The organism is Halomonas garicola (assembly GCF_031935715.1).
Taxonomy (GTDB): Bacteria; Pseudomonadota; Gammaproteobacteria; order Pseudomonadales; family Halomonadaceae; genus Vreelandella; species Vreelandella garicola.
The window spans coordinates 1-17,050 of the sequence record NZ_JASSZF010000044.1; the positions used below are offsets into that span (position 1 = coordinate 1).

The following is a 17,050-nucleotide window of genomic DNA, read 5'->3' on the forward strand; positions in this document are numbered from 1 at the left end:
TTGCCCTCTCGCCCAGATGTGGCTGCCTCATATGCGATTCCTGTTCGTCGGGCCGGGAGTTTGCCTTCAGCTTCCTTCAGATTCCGCCTCGCGGCGGACACCCTTGCTGTTCGGCTAGCGGTTTCCGCTATCAGGGTCCGCAGGGGACTTTCACCCCCAAGTCATCCCGAGGCACCACCCTCGGGAACAGCTCCTATCGGTGCTACGCGCCATGCCTGGCGCACAATAAAAACGGCGCCCGAGACGGGCGCCGTTTTGCGGTGGGCTTACTACCTATTTGCTATCGGCTTTGCGCCAGGCTCAGGCGAAGATCGTATCGCCCATTTTATGCCGCAGCTTTTTCATGGCGTTTTTTTCCAGCTGGCGGATGCGCTCGGCGGAGATGCCGTAAACGTCGGCCAGGTCGTGCAGCGTGGACTTGTGCTCGGCCAGCCAGCGGCGCTGGAGAATGTCCCGGGAGCGCGCGTCCAGCCCACGCAGGGCGGACTGCAGCCGCTGCGAGGCGTCCTGCTCGTAGTCGCTGTCTTCCAGCTGGGTAGCCGGGTCGGCGGCTTCGTCGTTGAGGAAGTTGACCGGTGCCCGGTACGCGCTGGCGCTGTCCTCGTCCTCGCCCGGCGAAGCATCAAAGCCTGCGTCAAACGACGACAGCCGCCCTTCCATGTCGCGCACCACCTCGGGTTTGACGTCGAGATCCTTGGCAATCGCGCTCACTTCGTCGTTGTTGAGCCAGGCCAGACGCTTTTTCGCGCTGCGCAGGTTGAAGAACAGCTTGCGCTGGGCCTTGGTCGTCGCGATCTTGACGATGCGCCAGTTGCGCAGCACGAACTCGTGAATTTCCGCCTTGATCCAGTGTACGGCAAAGGACACCAGCCGTACCCCCTGGTTGGGATCAAAGCGCTTGACGGCTTTCATCAGCCCGACGTTGCCTTCCTGAATCAGGTCGGCCTGAGCCAGGCCGTAGCCGGAATAGCTGCGTGCGATGTGTACCACAAACCGCAGGTGCGAAAGCACCAGGCGGCGCGCCGCTTCCAAATCGCTGTCGTCGTAGAGGCGCCAGGCGAGCGCGCGCTCTTCGTCGGCGGTCAGCACCGCAATGCTGCTGACCGCGTTGATATAACCGCCCAGATCATTACCCGGAGAAAGCTGACCCACCGGTAGAAGACTGTTGCTCATGTGCAGATGGTCTCCCTGATAACCCCAATATACGTGACGCTGACTGTATGAACCCTGATACTATAACTCGTGCTATATAAAACGCAGTCGCTGTGATGGATGCCGCTGAACATAGTGGCGCTTAATATAATAGACCTCGGCGGGGTTGAAAAGTTCCGTTTCGCCCCGGCCACAGCGCGCTATCATCGTGTTTTTCGATGTTTTTAAGCGACATTAACGGCTATTCAAGAAAAGTATGCGTAGCGCAAAGGAGTTTTCCGAGCCGCATCATCGCGGCCCGATGCTTGCCAGATGCCGGCTCACCGCAACCCAGGCGCCCAGCCAGCCAAGTATGGTACTACAGGATAGAAGGATTGTAGAGCCGGCAACGCCCAGCGCCGGCAGCGTGAAAGTGGCGCCGTAGCTTGCCGCCAGCGCCTGAACCGGCAGCGCCAGCCAGTGCCCGCCGAGGGTCAAAAGCCCTAGCGCCAGCACCCCGCCGCCCAGGCCATACCAGGCGCCGCTGTACAGAAACGGCCGGCGCACAAAGGCGTGGGTGGCGCCGATCAGCGTGACCACTTCAATCTCCCGCCGCCGGCTTTCCACCGCCAGGCGGATGGTGTTGCCCACCACCAGCAGCACGCCCAGGCTAAACAGCATCCCCAGCGCCAGGGTGATCCGCCGGCCAAGCTCGGCCAGATGGCGCAGGCGCTCGACCCAGGCGAGGTCCAAGCGCACTTCGTCGACGCCGGAAACCTCGCCCAGCCGGGCGGCGAGCGCCTCCATGGCCTCCGGCGAAGCGTCCTTCGGCGTCACCACGATGCTTGCCGGCAGCGGGTTGTCCTCGAGGCCGTCAAGGGCATCGTCGAGCCCCAGCGACTGCTGAAAGTCGGCCATGCCCTGCTCGGCGCTGATCAGCCGGGTTTGCTGCACGGCGGTATCCGCGGTCACCGCCTGCTCGACGCGCCCGGCCTCCTCGGCGGCGACGCGGGGCTCGAGGTAAACCGTCAGGGTGGCGCCGTCGTCCACCTCGGCGTCGAGCAGGCGTGCCCCGGACAGCGTCAGCCACAGCGCGGCGGGTAGCACCAGCGCGATAGCAATGGCCAGCATGGTCAAAAGGCTGCCCACGGGGTGGCGCACCAGCCGTCGGCTGCTGTCCAGCGCCATGGCGCGGTGGTGCCGGCCCCAGGCGCGAAAGCGGCTGGAAGCCCCCGGCCCCGCCGCCGCTGAGCCGGCTGCCCGGGGCGGCGGGGCGTTCGCAGCGGCCTTGGCCTGGGCGCCCCGGCGCGGCGTAGCGGCCCGGCTGCGGGACGTCGCACCCGGTTTGCGCGGTGTGTTCATCGTGCCCCCTCGTCGGCCACCAAGCGTCCGTCGGCGAGGCGCAGCATGCGATGGCGCAGCCGGGTAATCAGCGCCAGGTCGTGGCTGGCAATCATCACCGTGGTACCGATGCGGTTAAAGTCTTCAAACAGCGCCATGATATCCGCCGACAGCTGCGGGTCGAGGTTACCGGTCGGCTCGTCTGCGAGCAGCAGGGCCGGCTTGTTGACCACAGCCCGGGCAATGCCCACGCGCTGCTGCTCGCCGCCGGAAAGCTCAATGGGGATCGCACGCTCGCGGTGCAGCAGGCCGACCTTGTCCAGCGCCGCCCGCACTCGGCGCGCCGACTCCCGGGGCGGCGCGCCCTGAATTTCCAGCGGCAGCGCCACGTTATGAAAGATGGAGCGATCGAAAAGCAGCTGGTGATCCTGAAATACCACGCCGATCTGGCGGCGATAAAACGGCACCTGGCTTGCGTGCAGCCGAGCGATATCGTGGCCGGCCACCACCACGCGCCCTCGGCTTGGGCACTCAAGCCGCATGACCAGGCGCAACAGCGAGCTTTTGCCGGCGCCGGAGTGGCCGGTGAGAAACACCATTTCGCCCCGCCTGACGTGAAAACTCAGGTGGGACAGCGCCTCGAAGCGCCCGCCGTAGCGCTTGCCCACGCGCTCGAAGGCGATCATCCGCGGGCGTCGTCGTCCGGACGATCAAACAGCGCGCTGACAAACTCCCGGGCGACAAAGGGGCGCAGGTCGTCCAGGGTTTCACCCACGCCGATAAAGCGAATTGGCGTTTCCAGCTGGTTGGCCAGGGCAAAAATCACCCCGCCCTTGGCGGTGCCGTCGAGCTTGGTCAGCGTAATGCCGGTCACCGGCACCGCTTCGTTGAAGGTGCTGGCCTGGCTGATGGCGTTCTGACCGGTGCCGGCATCCAGCACCAGCATGACTTCGTGGGGGGCGGTCGCATCAAGCTTCTGCATGACCCGATGGACCTTTTTCAGCTCTTCCATCAGCGGCCCCTTGTTGTGCAGCCGCCCGGCGGTATCGGCAAGGACGACGTCCACGCCGCGGGATTTGGCCGCGGCAACGGCATCGTAGACCACCGAGGCGCTGTCGGCCCCGGTGTGCTGGGCGATGACCGGAACGCCGTTGCGCTCGCCCCACACCTGGAGCTGCTCTACCGCGGCGGCGCGGAAAGTGTCCCCGGCGGCGAGCATTACGCTCTTGCCCTCGCGCTGGAAGCGCTGGGTAAGCTTACCGATAGTGGTGGTCTTGCCCACGCCGTTGACCCCGACCACAAGAATCACAAAGGGACCGTCGCCGGATTTCTCCAGGCTCAGCGGGGTAGCGACGGGCTCCAGCATGGCGGCAAGCTCTTCCTGAAGACCCTGGTACAGCGCCTGAGGGTCGCTGATTTCCTTGCGCGACACCCGCGCTTCCAGCCGCTCGATAATCGTGGTCGTGGCCTCGATCCCCACGTCGGCCATGAGCAGCTGAGTCTCAAGATCCTCCAGCAGCTCGTCGTCGATCTGTTTTTTACCCAGAAAGAGATCGGCCACGCCGTCGGTAAAGTTGGCCCGGGTTTTCCCCAACCCCGCCTTGATGCGCGAAAGCCAGCCCTTTTTCTCCGGACGGTCGGCGGGAGCCGGCTGAGGTTCGGGTTCGGGTTCGGGTTCGGGTTCGGGTTCGGAAACAGGCTCCGGCGCCGGCGCGGCCTGCGCATCAGCGGCCGGCTCGGAGGTCGACGCCGGCTCGGCGTCGGGCGCCAACTCGGCCTCAGGATCCGGCTTGGCCTCGGCTTCGGGGACCGGCGTCGCGTCGAGGTCACCGGCATGGCTTTCCTGACGAACGCCACCCTCTTCATCAGCGGGCGGCGCGGGGGCTTCGTCGGCCTCATCCGGCGCCGGCTGCCGGTCAAGCGCGCTGTCGTCTTCGGGCACCGTTTCGCGGTTATCGTGTTTCTTCTTGCGCTTTAAAAAACCAAACATGGGCACTAACTTCCGCACAGAGCATGATAAAAAGAAGGTAAAAAACGATCGCCGACGGGATCCGGGCGGCCAGGCTGGCCTCTATCCTACCACCGCCCATCAAGACTTTGGACACGCGGGGCGCTACAATCCCCGCCCATGAAACGAAAACGCTCCTCGCGTTCGGGCCGCCCGGACGCCAGACACGCCGCCGCCCGCCAGGGCGGCAAGCTGCGGGTGATCGGCGGCGAGTTTCGCCGTCGCCAGCTGCCCGTGCCCGACCGCCCGGGGCTGCGCCCGACGCCTGACCGCGTGCGCGAAACTCTGTTCAACTGGCTGGGCCAAACGCTTGCTGGCGAACGCGTGCTCGACGCCTTTGCCGGCACCGGGGCGCTGGGTATCGAGGCGCTGTCGCGCGGGGCTACGCAGGTGACGTTCATCGAGCAGGACGGCCGCGCCGCGACCCAGCTGGAGCGCAACCTGGCCACCCTCAAGGCCCTCGGCGGCCGGGTGCTGAGCGTTGACGCCCGGGCGTTTCTCGCCGCCGGCAACGCCGGCGAGCCCTTTGACCTGGTGCTGCTCGACCCGCCCTTTCACCAGGGCTGGATCACCCCCTGCTGCGCCGCGCTTGAGCGCGGCGGCTGGCTGGCGGAAGGCGCGCGGATTTACCTGGAGGCGGAAGCCACCCTGACGCCGGCAGTGCCCGGCAGCTGGCTGCTGCACCGGCAGGCCGGCGCCGGCGACACCACGGCGCGGCTCTATCAGCGCCTTAGCCCCAGCCACCCGAATTAAGCCGTCAACAGGTCTGCGAGGGGGCGCTATGAATCCATCTCTGGCGTAGAACCCCCTCTTCGACCTGCTCCCGGCTCCTCCGGACATAGCCCACTGCAACTGCTCTACCGAGAGATCACAGCTTGCCGCCGCGCCGCCCGGGCGTTACGCTCAGGCGCTGGCCCAGACCAGCCTTGTCTATTTGTTTATTGTCGGAGAGATCCATGAGCCAGGAACTGTTCAATCAGCTCGAGCAAAAAGTTACCGCCACGGTAGAGGCGCTCGAGCTTTCCAAGCTGGAAAACGACGAGCTGCGCGAAGAAAACCAAACGCTCAAGCAGGAGCGTGAAGAGTGGGAGCGCCGGCTCAACGGCCTGCTGCAGAAATTCGACGACTCCAGCAGCAGCAGCTAACGGCTCGCGGCCTGAGCGCCGAAGGCGCGCGACATCAGCAGCGCATCTTCCCGCCCGCTGCCGGCGGCCGGAGACAGGGGCGGATAGTAGTCCCGACGCCGCCCGTCCACGCCAAAGCCGTGGCGCTTATAAAGCGCAATGGCGGCGGCGTTGCCGGCGCGCACTTCCAGCAGCAGGCGCTCGCTCTGCCAGTGCCCGGCCGCCTCACAAGCGGCGCGCACCAGCGCATCCCCGACGCCCCGGCCACGATAGTCGGGCACAACGCCTAGCGCCTGGATTTCGGCGTCAAACGGCAGCCGCGCCAACCAGAGATAGCCGGCCAGTAAAGGCGCCTGCCCGGAAGCGCCGGCGGCCATGACGCCCAGTACCCGACCGTCTTTCGTTTCCATGGCCTCGCACAGGGCGGCTGCCACGGCACCGCTGCCGGCAATGCTGCCCCCTGACATGACGTTGCCGGCATCGCGGGCGCTGAGCGTCTCGACCCGCCATGGCGCACACTTTTGCGCTCCGTTTTCAGCCATCGGCCGTTTCCTTGCGCCACTGCGCGCCCAGCGCCGCCAGCGCCGGCCATAGATCGCGCTTGGCCGCCCCGTCTTCCAGCAGCGTCTCAAGGGCCGGCCCCTGCCACAGCGGCAGCGATAGGGCCTGGGAGACGGCCCGGCCGCGCTCCTCTTCCGGGGCCAGCACCCGGGCAAGCGGCGAGGCGTCATCCCCGCCCCACCACAGCACTCGGGTCGGCTTCCAGCCGTTGCGGCTTGCCGCGCCGTCGACAAAGGCGCAGAGCCCCTCCCGGGCTTCTTCAAGCGGCGCTTCCGGCGCGGGGCCGCCGACAAGCGGCGGCCAGCTCAGGGTGTGCCAGGCCGAGAGGCTGGCCACATCGATACCCGCCGCGCGGCAGAGATTGCTAAGCAGCCGGCGCGCGGCGTCCCCCGGCTCGCCTTCGTGCAGGCTTAGCCAGCGCCCGCCAAGGCATACGCAGGACAGCGTAAAGCGCAGCGGCGCGGCGGGGGCAGCGGGCGCCTTCGGCGGCGCTTCTACCGGCGCCGAAGGCGGGGCCGGGCGCTCCTCATTCAGCAGCGCCTTGAGCGCGGCGGGGTTAGCCGAGGGCTCGGCCGGCGGCGCCGCCCGGCGGCTGGCTTCAACCTGCTGGGCATCGTCAAGCAGCGCGTGCAGGCGCTTTCCCGGCGACTCGGGCTCCGGCGGCGCATCGTCCCACTCGCAGGCCTGGGTGGCCAGCGCGTTGGGCAGGCGGTAGCGCGACGCGTAGGCGGTAATGCCCATGGCGTCGAGATACTGCCGGCGAACGACCTCCGGATTCACTTGCCGCCGCCGCGACAGTCCGGGGAGTCCGGGCGTTCGCCGCCCCGGGCCTCCCACTCCTCCGGGGTATAAAGGTGCAGCGCCAGCGCGTGCACCGGCCCCGACATCTCGTCGGCCAGCAGCTTGTACACCTGCTGGTGGCGCTTGACCGGCAGCAGGCCGTCAAACCGCTCGCTGACCAGCGTGACCTTGAAGTGGGTTTCGGAGTTGGGCGGCACGCTGTGCCGATGGCTTTCGTTTTCCACCTCGAGCACCGTGGGTGAAAGCGCCTTGAGCTTTTGCCCGATCTGTTCCTGCAGTGTCACAGTGACCTCCTTGGCTGACTCGACAACGTCCGGCCGCAACGACGCCGCCGGAAGCGACAAAGCCAATTGTACGCGCTTATGCGACGCGCGACGATGTGCGCTCCTGCATGGCGCGCCGCGCCAGCGGAATGCGCGCGGCGCTGACGACAAGCGAGAGCAGCGAAGTCACCGCCCCAGCCACAGCGTCACCTGCACGGCAAGCCCCAGCGCCAGCACCGCGCCCACCAGCGCCACCCCAAGCGACTGGCCCACGGTGCGCGTGGTGCTCATCACTCCGGACACGTTGGCGCTGCGCGCGGCGGGGAGGCTGGCCATCATTTCGCGGTTGTTGGGCGGCTGAAAAAGGCCAAAACCAAGGCCGCACAGCGCCACCCGCCAGAGGCTTCCGACGATGCCGGTGTTTTCATCCACCAGCGCAAGGGCAACGAAGCCCGTGATCACCAGCACCAGGCCGGTGGTCGAGAGCACGCTGGGGTTAACGCGGTCGGCCAGGCGGCCGGCCATCGGCCCCACCACCATCAGCGCAAGCGGCCAGGGGGTAAACAGCCAGGCGGTGAGCAGCGGGCTGAAACCCATTTTTTCCTGATACAGAAACGACAGCGCGACAAACGCCAGCCCCTGGCCGATAAACGCAAGCCCCGAGGCCGACACCGCCAGGGTGAAGCGTCTTTCGTTAAACAGGTAAAGCGGCAGCAGCGGGTACGGCGCCCGGCGCTGGCGGCGGATAAACGCGGCAGCCCCCGCCAGCGCCGCGGCGCCAAACCCGGCCCACTGCCAAAGCGGCGCGCGATGGCCGATAGCGTCCATGGTGAGAAACAGCCCGGCGAGCGTGAGCATGGAAAAAAGCGCGCCGGGAAGATCGAAGCTACCCTGGCGCGGCGCCTCTTTGGGCAGCGCGCGATAGGCAAACAGCAGGGAGACGAGCCCCAGCGGCACGTTGAGGGCAAAGAGCCAGGGCCAATGGGTGAACGACAGCATCAGCCCGCTAAGCGTGGGGCCGGCGGCGTAGCCCCCGCCCACCACCAGCGCGGAGAGGCCCAAAGCGCTGCCCAGCAGCCTTGAAGGGAAAATCAGCCGGTAGAGAGAGGCGCCGATGGATAGCGTCGCCGCCGCTCCCAACCCCTGCAGCGCGCGAAACGCCAGCAGGAGCTCAAGGTGTCGCGACAGCGCCGAGCCAAGCGCGGCGAGCACGAAGGTGCCCAGCCCGAACAGATAGATCCGCCGGCGGGTTACAAGCTCGCTTAAGGCCGCAAAGACCAGCAGAAAAGCGGCGCTGACCACCTGGAAAATCGTGGTCACCCACACCACGTCGGCGGACGCCACCTCAAGATCGGCGGCAATGGAGGGCAGCGCGAGATTGATCATGGTGGTATCCACCACCGCCATCAGCGTGCCGCTGACCAGCGCCAGTACGGCAAGCAAGCGCTCCGGGCCGGGCAGGCCGTCGTCGCCTTCGCGCGTTTCAAACAGCCACATGGGAAAGTCCTCGGGGGAACACAGCAAAACCGGCCGCAGCCGGTTTTATCTACGCTGGCGCTGCCCCGTTACGGGCGCCTGGTCTACGGGCAGCTAGTCGGGATCGTTGTCGAGCAGCAGCGCATCGTCCACTTCGGAGATTTCCAGCGCCGTCTCGTCGTCAAGATCTACCGCCAGGAAGCTGTGCTCGATGCGCAGGAAGTCCTCAAACAGCGCCCAGTCAAGGGACTCGGGCCACTGGCGCTCGTCCTCTTCCCAGGCGCGCAGCTCGATTTCAAAAATCTCCACGTAGCGCTCGCGGATGTAGGCATTCAGCGCTTCGGGCGTGTCCATTTCGGGAATCAGGTAGACGGTGCTCTCACGGTCAACGTCGTCAAGCGTCAGGTCATCGTCTCCCATGGTGGGCTCGAGCGCGTTGATCCAGTCCACGAATTCCTGGGTCGGCCGAACGCTCAGGGCGGAGCGGTTAAGCAGTTTCATGGGGTTCTCCTCACAGAACGATGCCTCACGGGACGATCACAGGCATGCAAACGGAAACATTATGGGCGTTTGCGCGCCGACTTGCCAACGCCCGGCACTGCCTATTGCCGGGCTCAGCTCACGCTTCCGCTTCCGGGCGCATGGCCGGGAACAGCAGCACGTCGCGGATGGAGGGGCTGTCGGTAAACAGCATCACCAGCCGGTCGATGCCGATGCCCTCGCCCGCCGTGGGCGGCAGGCCGTACTCCAGCGCGCGCACGTAGTCGGCGTCGTAGTACATGGCTTCCAGGTCGCCGGCGTCCTTCTCCGCCACCTGCTCCCTGAAGCGCTCGGCCTGGTCTTCGGCGTCGTTGAGCTCGGAGAAGCCGTTGGCGATCTCGCGGCCGCCGACGAAAAACTCGAAGCGGTCGGTGACGAAGGGGTTGGCGTCGTTGCGCCGGGCCAGGGGGCTGACCTCGGCCGGGTATTCGATGATGAAGGTGGGCTGATCGAGCCGGGGCTCGGCCACCTCTTCAAAAATTTCCGTCTGCAGCTTGCCAAGCCCCCAGCTGTCTTTGGCCGGAATGCCCAGCTTGCCGGCCAGCGCCCGGGCCGCCTCGGGGGAATCCAGGTCGGCCGCGGTGATGCCGTCGCCGTGGCGGAGAATGGCGTCGCGCAGGGTGAGCCGATCAAACGGCTTGCCAAAGTCGTACGCCTCGCCCTGGTAGGTCACCGTGGTGGTGCCCAGCACTTTTTCTGCGGTGGTGCGCAGCATGGCCTCGGTGAGGTCAAGGAGGTCGTGGTAGTCGGCGTAGGCCCAGTAGAACTCGACCATGGTGAACTCGGGGTTATGCCGGGTGGAAAGCCCCTCGTTTCTGAAGTTGCGGTTGATTTCAAAGACTTTCTCGAAGCCGCCCACTACCAGCCGCTTGAGATAGAGCTCGGGGGCCACGCGCAGGTACATGTCGATATCCAGCGCGTTGTGGTGGGTCATGAACGGCCGCGCGGTGGCACCGCCGGGGATCTGCTGGAGCATGGGGGTTTCCACCTCCATGAAGCCGCGATCCTCGAAGAAGCGCCGCATGGCGCTGATGATCGCCGCCCGGGTTTCGAACACCCGGCGCGACTCCGGGTTCATGATCAGGTCCACGTAGCGCTGGCGGTAGCGGGCCTCCTGGTCGGTCAGGCCGTGAAACTTGTCCGGCAACGGGCGCAGGCTCTTGGTCAGGAGCGCGGCCTCGTTCATCTTGACGTAAAGGTCGCCCTTGCCGGACTTGTGCACCGGCCCGCGGCCGGCCACGATATCGCCGATGTCCCAGCTCTTGATATCGTCGAGCACCGCTTCCGGCAGGCCTTTCTTGTCCACGTAGAGCTGGATCTGCCCGGCCGCGTCCTGAATCACGATAAAGGGGCCGCGCTTGCGCATGATGCGCCCGGCCACCGCCGCCTGGCGGTCCAGCGTCTCGAGCTCGGCCTTGTCCCTGTCGCCCAGCGCCTCCTCCAGCTCAGCGCTCAGGCTGTCCCGGCGGAAGTCGTTGGGAAACGCGCTTTTCCCCCGGGCTTCGGCCTGCTCGCGGCGCTCGGCCAGCTTGGCGCGGCGCTCGGCGATCAGGTGATTTTCGTTGTCAAAAGACGCGTCCTGGTTGGCCATTCGGGCACCCTTGCAATATGAACCTTGAAAAGTCGATGAAGCGGAAAACGCTACAGGCCCTGCTTGAGGCTGGCGACGATAAACGGATCCAGATCGCCGTCGAGCACCTTGTCGCAGCTGCTTGACTGCACCCCGGTGCGCAGGTCCTTGATGCGCTGGTCGTCCAGCACGTAGGAGCGAATCTGGCTGCCCCAGCCGATATCTGACTTGGCGTCTTCCGCCGCCTGCTTGGCCTCGTTGCGCTTGTCCATTTCGTGCTCCCAGAGCCGGGCCCGGAGCTGCTTCATGGCAAAGTCGCGGTTGGCGTGCTGGCTGCGCTGGCTCTGGCAGGCCACTACGATCCCCGTGGGCTCGTGGGTGATACGCACGGCGGAATCGGTGGTGTTGACGTGCTGGCCGCCGGCGCCGCTGGAGCGGTAGGTATCGGTGCGCAGGTCGGACGGGTTGATGTTCACCTCGAAGCTGTCGTCCACTTCGGGGGAAACAAACACCGAGGTAAACGACGTGTGCCGCCGGCCGCCGGAGTCAAACGGGCTCTTGCGCACCAGGCGATGCACGCCGGTTTCCGAGCGCAGCCAGCCGAAGGCGTAGTCGCCCTGGACGTGAATCGTCGCCGACTTGACGCCCGCTACGTCACCCGCCGATACCTCGAGCAAGTCCGTTTTGAAGCCGTGGTGCTCGGCCCAGCGCAGGTACATGCGCAGCAGCATGTTGGCCCAGTCCTGGGCTTCAGTACCGCCGGAGCCGGACTGGATGTCGAGATAGGCGTTATTTTCGTCCATTTCGCCGGAAAACATCCGCCGGAACTCGAGCTTCTCCAGACGCGCCTGCATGGCGTTAAGCTCCTTGCAGACCTCGTCCACCGTGTCCTGGTCGTCTTCCATCTCGGCAAGCTCCAGCAGGTCTTCGCTGTCACCCAGGCTCTGTTCGAGCGTGTCGATGGTGGAGACGATGGTATCCAGCGACGCGCGCTCCTTGCCCAGTTTCTGGGCGCGCTCCGGATCGCTCCAGACGTCGGGATCCTCAAGCTCTCGGGTTACTTCTTCCAGCCGATCCTTGCGTTCAGCATAGTCAAAGATACCCCCTAAGAATGCCTGTCCGCTCCGACAGATCCTTGATTTGTTGATGGATCGGGTTAGTTTCCAACATGGATTCGCCCCAGCTGTATGTCGTTGGCAAAACCGGCATTGTAGCGAAACCCTGAGCGCACCGCATCCATCGCCGCCAAGGCGGAAAGAAAAACCCGGCCTGATGGCCGGGTTGCGGGGGCTTTTCGCCAGCGTTTAGAAGCGGTAGGTCAGCTGGGCGCCAAAGCCGTGGGCTTCGTTTTTGTAGTCGGCGCTGTAGTTCGACGTCACCGGGGGCGTTTGCTGGCCGGCCACGGTGAAGCTGTCGGTCTTGGTCTGGCTGATTTCCGTGCGCCGCTCGGTGAGGTAGGAATACGCCACGTCGACGGTCAGATCATCCACGGGCGTCCAGCCCGCGCCCAGCGAGAAGATCCGCCGGTCGTCGGACGGAATGCGCACGCTGCGGTGCTCATCGCTTGTCGGCGTGGAATCCAGCGTCAAACCGGCGCGCAGGGCAAGCGCCGGCGTTAGCTGATACTCGCCGCCGGTGGCAAACGCCCAGGCGTTGGAATAGTTCTGCGTCTCGTTGGTCACCTCCCCGCGGTCGGCGCCCTCGACCAGGATCCGCTCGAACTGGCTCCAGCGCGTCCAGGAAGCGCCGAACATCAGCTTGAGCTTTTCGCTCATCTGCTGGGTCACGGAGAAGTTGACGGTTTCCGGCGTGGTCAGATCAAGGGTGGCATCGTCGGTCACGGTGCCGATACCCAGCTGGTCGAGCGCCGGCGACGAGGCGGTGAAATCCCCCTCCAGGGTATAATCCACCTTGGAGCGATAGGTCAGCCCCAGGGTGGTTTCCGGCACCGGCTGATACATCACCCCGAGGTTATAGCCCCAGGCCTCGTCGTCGCCCTCGACCCGGGAGTCCACCTCGGCCGCGCCCAGCGGCGTCACCACCGGCACCTGGCGGCGCAGCTCGCCGTCCACGCGGTTGTAGCTGACGCCGGCACCCACCGACCACTGGTCGTTGAAGCGGTAGGACACCGTCGGCTGGGCGCTCTTGACCTCTACCGAGGTGTAATCGCCCTGGTTGCGCCCCTGAAAGCCGCCTTCGTAGTCCGTCTTGGAGCCGAACGGCGCATAGACGCCAAAGCCAAAGGCAAGCCTTTCGTTGACCGGGTGGGCATAGAAGGCAAAGGGCACAAAGGTACCCGGCACCATGTCACCCTCGTTGGAGCCCGCGACCGGCAGCGTATCGGTAGCGCCGCCGGTGGCTTGCAAAAAGGCCGGGCTGCTTTGCGACGCCCGGGCATTGCTGATGTCGGTTTTCGCCTTCAGATAGGTCCCACCCACGGAAATCTGCGCGCGGTCAAGAAACGACATCCCCGCCGGGTTGCCAAACACGATAGTGGCATCGTGGACGTTGGAGCTGCGCCCGGCGTGACCGTAGCCCTGGCCGCTCACGCTTTGCTCGTTGAGTTGAAACCCGCCTGCCTGGGCCTGCCCGGCCGTCAGCGCCGCGGCCGCCACGGCGGCCGTCAGCGCGAGGGTTGCGGTATGTCTGGCAGCACCCACGCCAACGAAGGCATCGTTATTAGCACTGGCGTTATTCGCATTAATTTTATTGGCATTGATTTTATTGGCATTGATTTTATTGACATTGTTATTCATGGCCGATCCCTTTTCCCCGAGAAGCCTACGGACGCTGCCGTAAGTGAGGCGCGCCGGCCGTTAAGCGATAAAGGCTGGCGCGGCATACGCCGGGCCGGAAAATCACCCGACTCATACGTACGTTTAACGTAGCTCCTTTTTCTCGCACCCGGCACCCGGGTTCAAGGGCAAGCGCTGATTTTGGGGCGTTTGTGGCTTATCCATTGGTCGTATGCCGGCGGGCAGGCGCTTAGCGATGCTTACCGACAAAACCGGACGACACCGGATCCGCGGCGTTGCCCCAGCGGCTGCGCATGAAGGTGATGAGCTTGGCAATCTGCTCATCGCTTAGCTTCCAGCCATAGCCGGGCATCAAGCGCTGAGTGTGCCCGGGGCCTGCGAGCGGCGTTTCAATGCCCTCCAGAATAATTCGCGCAAGCGAGCTTGGGCTGTCGGCATTGACGGTGGCATTGCCGGCAAGCGTTGGCGTGACGTCCGAATAGCCCGAGCCGTCATCGCCGTGGCAGGTAGCGCAGTATTCGTTATAAAGCTCGGCGCCGTTCTGGGTAGGCTGATCGACGTTGGTGGCCAGGCTCTCCTTGTCCGGCGCCAGCGATTTTAGATACACCGCGATGGCCAGGCGATCCTCATCGCTCAGATACTGGGTGCTATGGCGCACTACCTCCGCCATGCTCCCGGACACTGATACCTGTCCGCCCATGCCGCTTGCCAGCAGCTGGCTAATGTCGTCAACCGATAACGAGCCGATGCCCGTTTGCCAGTCGCCGCGCAGGCTAGTCGCCCACCAGCCGTCCAGCTCCGCACCGGCAAGAAAGGCGTCATCGCTTTCGTCCAGGCCTTTTTGCTGAAAACCGATGCCTCGAGGCGTGTGGCAGGAACCGCAGTGCCCGGGCCCCTGGACCAGATAGGCGCCGCGGTTCCACTCCTCCGTGCGCGACGCATCCGGCTGAAACTCGCCCTCGTCGAGATAGGCGGCTTTCCAGGCGTGCAGCGGCCAGCGCATGCTCAACGGCCAGGTAATATCGGACGGCTGGTTCTCCCGGCTGACCGGCTCAACCGCGTTCATGAAGTAGGCATAAAGCGCTTCGATATCGCCATCCGACATCTTGGTATAGCTGGTATAGGGCATGGCCGGATACAGGGGCCCGTGGGGCGACTGCCCCTCGCGCAGCGCGGCGGTAAACTGCTCGAGCGTATAGTCACCGATGCCGGTATCAGCGTCAGGAGTGATGTTGGTGGTGTAGATGTCGCCCACCGGGGTTGGCATGGCCAGGCCCCCGGCAAAGGGCTCACCGCCGGGGGCCGTATGGCAAGCGGCGCAGTCGCTCGCTTTGGCCAGGTACTCGCCATGCTCAATTTGGGCATCGCTTGCCGCCCAGGCCTGAGTGCTCAAGGCGGCGGCGATCATGAAGGTAGCAGGTTTCATCATCATTCAGCCCTCTTCACCGGTCAGTTCGTCAACGGCGCGAAACGCCTGGTCAATGGCAGCGTGCATATAGGGGCTCCAGCCGGCGTCCGAGTTGGCAATGGCTATGCGGCCATGGCGCTGACGCGCCAGCTTGATGGTGCGCTCCGCTTCGGGCGTGGTATCGAACAGGCTGGTTTCTTCATAGCTGTAGCCGTGAGACCAGCGGTTAACGGTGATGGCGCTGATTAACTCGTCAAGCTCGGCGTCCGATACTGCCAGGGTTGCCGCCAGCTGCTGGCGAACCTCGGCTTCCATATCGGCAAACGAGCGTCCCAAAAGCTCGGCCCGCCCCATACGCAGCTGCTGGCGGACGGGCAAGCCGGTATTGGCCGCAGTGGGCACCTGCACCATATGCACCACAATCGGATCGTCCGGGCCGGAGGCGTGCTCGTAGCCCCCCATGCTGACCGGATAGTCCAGCTTGACCAGGCTGTAAGGGGCCGTCGGGGCATACATGGAATGTATCCCCAGGCGCTTGAAGGCCCGCCAGTTCTTCAGCACTACCTTGGTGTACACCAGCGGCGCCTTGACGTTGCGATGCAGCGCTTCCTTTTGCCGTGCGGGCAGCGACGGCACCATGGCGGGGATCATCATGTTGTAGCAGGCCATGATGCAGTTTCTGCCCCGTACCCGCCGCAGCTCTCCCTCGTTGAGGTAGCCCACATCCACCGGCCCATCGGGGTTGTCGACCCGCACCACGGTGCTGTTCAGGCGCAGGCGAACGTCGCTGCCGGGCCGGTCCAGCTTGCCGTAGTCAAAGGTTGCCATCACCACGTCTTCCATGGTGCTGCCGGACGCCACCTCGGGGATCATGTCCCGCACCAGAAGCCGGGCCACCGAGGCATTACCGTCGGGGAAATGGTAGATGTAAGGATCATCCAGCTCGGCCTTCACGTCTTCGCCGGGCTCGGGCAGGTCCATGGCGGAAAAGCCGGGATAGCGCACCTCGTGAGCGTCGATTGCCGCAATGGCATCAACGCCGTAGCCGTAGAACTCATTGCTGGTGGAGCGGAAATACAGCAGCGCCTCGTCGCTCAGGCCGACCGTATTTTTCAGGAAATCGTAATAGCTGATGCCGGACAGGTAGTCGACTTTTTCATCCATCGACATCTGCGGTAGGTAATCCGGCGGATCCAGGTGCAGCTCGAGCAGCTCTTTCGTGGCTTCCTCCGACAAGGGAAAGTCGCGGATATAGGCCTCGAGCGAACGACCGTTGAGCAGCTCCGGGCGCAAATCATCGGCCACGCTCATTTCGGGATTGCCGCCAACAACCTTATCGACACCAAAATGCGCCTTGTCGAAGAAGACCCCACGGCTCATGCCCTGCCGGTAGTAATAGCCCCGGTCAAAGTAGGCACGAAAGCGCTCGTGCTCAACGCCGAGTGCTTCCAAGAGCCCGTTGACCTGGTCGCTGAAAAGCGAATCCGGCGACTGAAACGACTCGCTGCCGCCGTAGCTCAGCAGGGTTTGGTCGCCCACCTCGAACTCGTTGCGCTTGGCGTGGCCGCCAAAGTCATCATGATTATCAAGGATCAGGATGCTCGCGTCGGGATGGCGCTTCCGGTAGACCCAGGCTGCCGCCAGACCGCTGATGCCGGCGCCCACCACGACAAGATCGTAGGCATCCTGCACCTCCAGCCCACCCAGGGCGAAACGGTGGCCCTGGCGGGCCAGTTTGTGCGCCGCTTCAAAAGAGCCCGGATGGTTGCCCCGCATGCCCGTACGCAGGGGCGGATAGCGGTGCTCTGACTGCGGACTGGCTTTTAGCAGGCTTAGCGGCGTTGCGCCTGCGGCAATAGTGATCGCAACGCCATTTAGAAAATCCCTGCGCGTAATCGCCATGGATACCCCTTTCAAGTGGATAGAACCGCTTCCGGCCCGGTGTTTTCACTAGGGTGTGTTAACAATCATTAGTTTCGTTTAAACTGATTTAGTATTCATAGATTTTGGTGGGCCATGAGTCGGTTGAAGTTACGCGATGATCAGTGGGAGCGAATCGAGCACCTGCTCC

The 17,050-nt window shown here is 64.7% G+C and carries 15 protein-coding genes and 1 pseudogene; 2 read left to right on the forward strand and 14 right to left on the reverse strand.

Annotation, left to right across the window (positions count from 1 at the left end; all coding sequences use genetic code 11):
• Positions 1-300 precede the first annotated feature (300 nt).
• The 4 genes from rpoH to ftsY form a co-directional block, all read right to left on the reverse strand.
• A complete protein-coding gene (gene rpoH, locus RS027_RS12510) occupies positions 301-1,173 on the reverse strand; it encodes an RNA polymerase sigma factor RpoH (protein WP_311957423.1) in 873 nt (290 codons plus the stop codon).
• A 267-nt stretch (positions 1,174-1,440) separates the two neighbouring features.
• Entirely contained in the window at positions 1,441-2,493 is a 1,053-nt protein-coding gene (gene ftsX, locus RS027_RS12515; protein ID WP_311957431.1) for a permease-like cell division protein FtsX, read from the reverse strand.
• Positions 2,490-3,158, reverse strand: a complete 669-nt coding sequence (gene ftsE / locus RS027_RS12520; protein ID WP_311957434.1) for a cell division ATP-binding protein FtsE — start codon at positions 3,156-3,158, stop codon at positions 2,490-2,492. The genes ftsX and ftsE overlap by 4 nt, the downstream gene beginning before the upstream one ends.
• Positions 3,155-4,462, reverse strand: coding sequence for a signal recognition particle-docking protein FtsY (gene ftsY, locus RS027_RS12525; protein ID WP_311957435.1), 1,308 nt, complete (start codon positions 4,460-4,462; stop codon positions 3,155-3,157). The genes ftsE and ftsY overlap by 4 nt, the downstream gene beginning before the upstream one ends.
• A gap of 138 nt (positions 4,463-4,600) precedes the next feature.
• Between ftsY and rsmD the strand changes: the two genes are divergently transcribed.
• Together rsmD and zapB are read left to right on the forward strand one after the other, a co-directional pair.
• Positions 4,601-5,233: a 16S rRNA (guanine(966)-N(2))-methyltransferase RsmD gene (gene rsmD, locus RS027_RS12530; protein WP_311957437.1), complete on the forward strand. Its 633-nt coding sequence runs from the start codon at positions 4,601-4,603 to the stop codon at positions 5,231-5,233.
• Between the two features lie 203 nt (positions 5,234-5,436).
• Positions 5,437-5,625, forward strand: coding sequence for a cell division protein ZapB (gene zapB, locus RS027_RS12535; RefSeq protein ID WP_311957439.1), 189 nt, complete (start codon positions 5,437-5,439; stop codon positions 5,623-5,625).
• Here zapB and RS027_RS12540 read toward each other — a convergent pair.
• The 10 genes and pseudogenes from RS027_RS12540 to RS027_RS12585 form a co-directional block, all read right to left on the reverse strand.
• The gene (locus RS027_RS12540; RefSeq protein ID WP_311957440.1) at positions 5,622-6,146 is read right to left on the reverse strand and encodes a GNAT family N-acetyltransferase; all 525 of its coding nucleotides are present in this window, start codon (positions 6,144-6,146) and stop codon (positions 5,622-5,624) included. The two genes, zapB and RS027_RS12540, sit on opposite strands and share 4 nt — an antisense overlap.
• On the reverse strand, positions 6,139-6,945 hold the full coding sequence (locus RS027_RS12545) for a hypothetical protein (RefSeq protein WP_311957441.1): 807 nt from the start codon (positions 6,943-6,945) through the stop codon (positions 6,139-6,141). Before RS027_RS12545 ends, RS027_RS12540 begins: the two co-directional genes overlap by 8 nt.
• A complete protein-coding gene (locus RS027_RS12550) occupies positions 6,942-7,250 on the reverse strand; it encodes a BolA family protein (protein ID WP_311957442.1) in 309 nt (102 codons plus the stop codon). The genes RS027_RS12545 and RS027_RS12550 overlap by 4 nt, the downstream gene beginning before the upstream one ends.
• A gap of 76 nt (positions 7,251-7,326) precedes the next feature.
• Positions 7,327-8,726: pseudogene (locus RS027_RS12555) on the reverse strand (MFS transporter).
• Between the two features lie 93 nt (positions 8,727-8,819).
• Positions 8,820-9,206, reverse strand: a complete 387-nt coding sequence (locus RS027_RS12560) for a hypothetical protein (protein ID WP_311957444.1) — start codon at positions 9,204-9,206, stop codon at positions 8,820-8,822.
• A gap of 118 nt (positions 9,207-9,324) precedes the next feature.
• Positions 9,325-10,836 (reverse strand): lysine--tRNA ligase, encoded by a 1,512-nt coding sequence (gene lysS, locus RS027_RS12565; RefSeq protein WP_311957446.1) that lies wholly within the window; start codon positions 10,834-10,836, stop codon positions 9,325-9,327.
• A gap of 50 nt (positions 10,837-10,886) precedes the next feature.
• Positions 10,887-11,985 (reverse strand): peptide chain release factor 2 gene (gene prfB, locus RS027_RS12570; RefSeq protein ID WP_376717601.1). Its coding sequence is split into 2 segments (ribosomal slippage): positions 10,887-11,909 and positions 11,911-11,985, totalling 1,098 coding nucleotides; the frame shifts between segments, so codons are not numbered across the junction.
• 134 nt (positions 11,986-12,119) lie between these two features.
• Positions 12,120-13,571, reverse strand: a complete 1,452-nt coding sequence (locus RS027_RS12575; protein WP_311957452.1) for an OmpP1/FadL family transporter — start codon at positions 13,569-13,571, stop codon at positions 12,120-12,122.
• A 229-nt stretch (positions 13,572-13,800) separates the two neighbouring features.
• Positions 13,801-15,003, reverse strand: coding sequence for a cytochrome c (locus RS027_RS12580; protein WP_311957455.1), 1,203 nt, complete (start codon positions 15,001-15,003; stop codon positions 13,801-13,803).
• Positions 15,004-16,881, reverse strand: a complete 1,878-nt coding sequence (locus RS027_RS12585) for an NAD(P)-binding protein (protein WP_311957458.1) — start codon at positions 16,879-16,881, stop codon at positions 15,004-15,006.
• Positions 16,882-17,050 lie beyond the last annotated feature (169 nt).

Bases quoted from the DNA above. Each gene is read 5' to 3' on its own strand.
- rpoH (WP_311957423.1), bottom strand. From the start codon at position 1,173: ATGAGCAACAGTCTTCTACCGGTGGGTCAGCTTTCTCCGGGTAATGAT.
- ftsX (WP_311957431.1), bottom strand. From the start codon at position 2,493: ATGAACACACCGCGCAAACCGGGTGCGACGTCCCGCAGCCGGGCCGCT.
- ftsE (WP_311957434.1), bottom strand. From the start codon at position 3,158: ATGATCGCCTTCGAGCGCGTGGGCAAGCGCTACGGCGGGCGCTTCGAG.
- ftsY (WP_311957435.1), bottom strand. From the start codon at position 4,462: ATGTTTGGTTTTTTAAAGCGCAAGAAGAAACACGATAACCGCGAAACG.
- rsmD (WP_311957437.1), top strand. From the start codon at position 4,601: ATGAAACGAAAACGCTCCTCGCGTTCGGGCCGCCCGGACGCCAGACAC.
- zapB (WP_311957439.1), top strand. From the start codon at position 5,437: ATGAGCCAGGAACTGTTCAATCAGCTCGAGCAAAAAGTTACCGCCACG.
- RS027_RS12540 (WP_311957440.1), bottom strand. From the start codon at position 6,146: ATGGCTGAAAACGGAGCGCAAAAGTGTGCGCCATGGCGGGTCGAGACG.
- RS027_RS12560 (WP_311957444.1), bottom strand. From the start codon at position 9,206: ATGAAACTGCTTAACCGCTCCGCCCTGAGCGTTCGGCCGACCCAGGAA.
- lysS (WP_311957446.1), bottom strand. From the start codon at position 10,836: ATGGCCAACCAGGACGCGTCTTTTGACAACGAAAATCACCTGATCGCC.
- RS027_RS12575 (WP_311957452.1), bottom strand. From the start codon at position 13,571: ATGAATAACAATGTCAATAAAATCAATGCCAATAAAATCAATGCCAAT.
- RS027_RS12580 (WP_311957455.1), bottom strand. From the start codon at position 15,003: ATGATGATGAAACCTGCTACCTTCATGATCGCCGCCGCCTTGAGCACT.
- RS027_RS12585 (WP_311957458.1), bottom strand. From the start codon at position 16,881: ATGGCGATTACGCGCAGGGATTTTCTAAATGGCGTTGCGATCACTATT.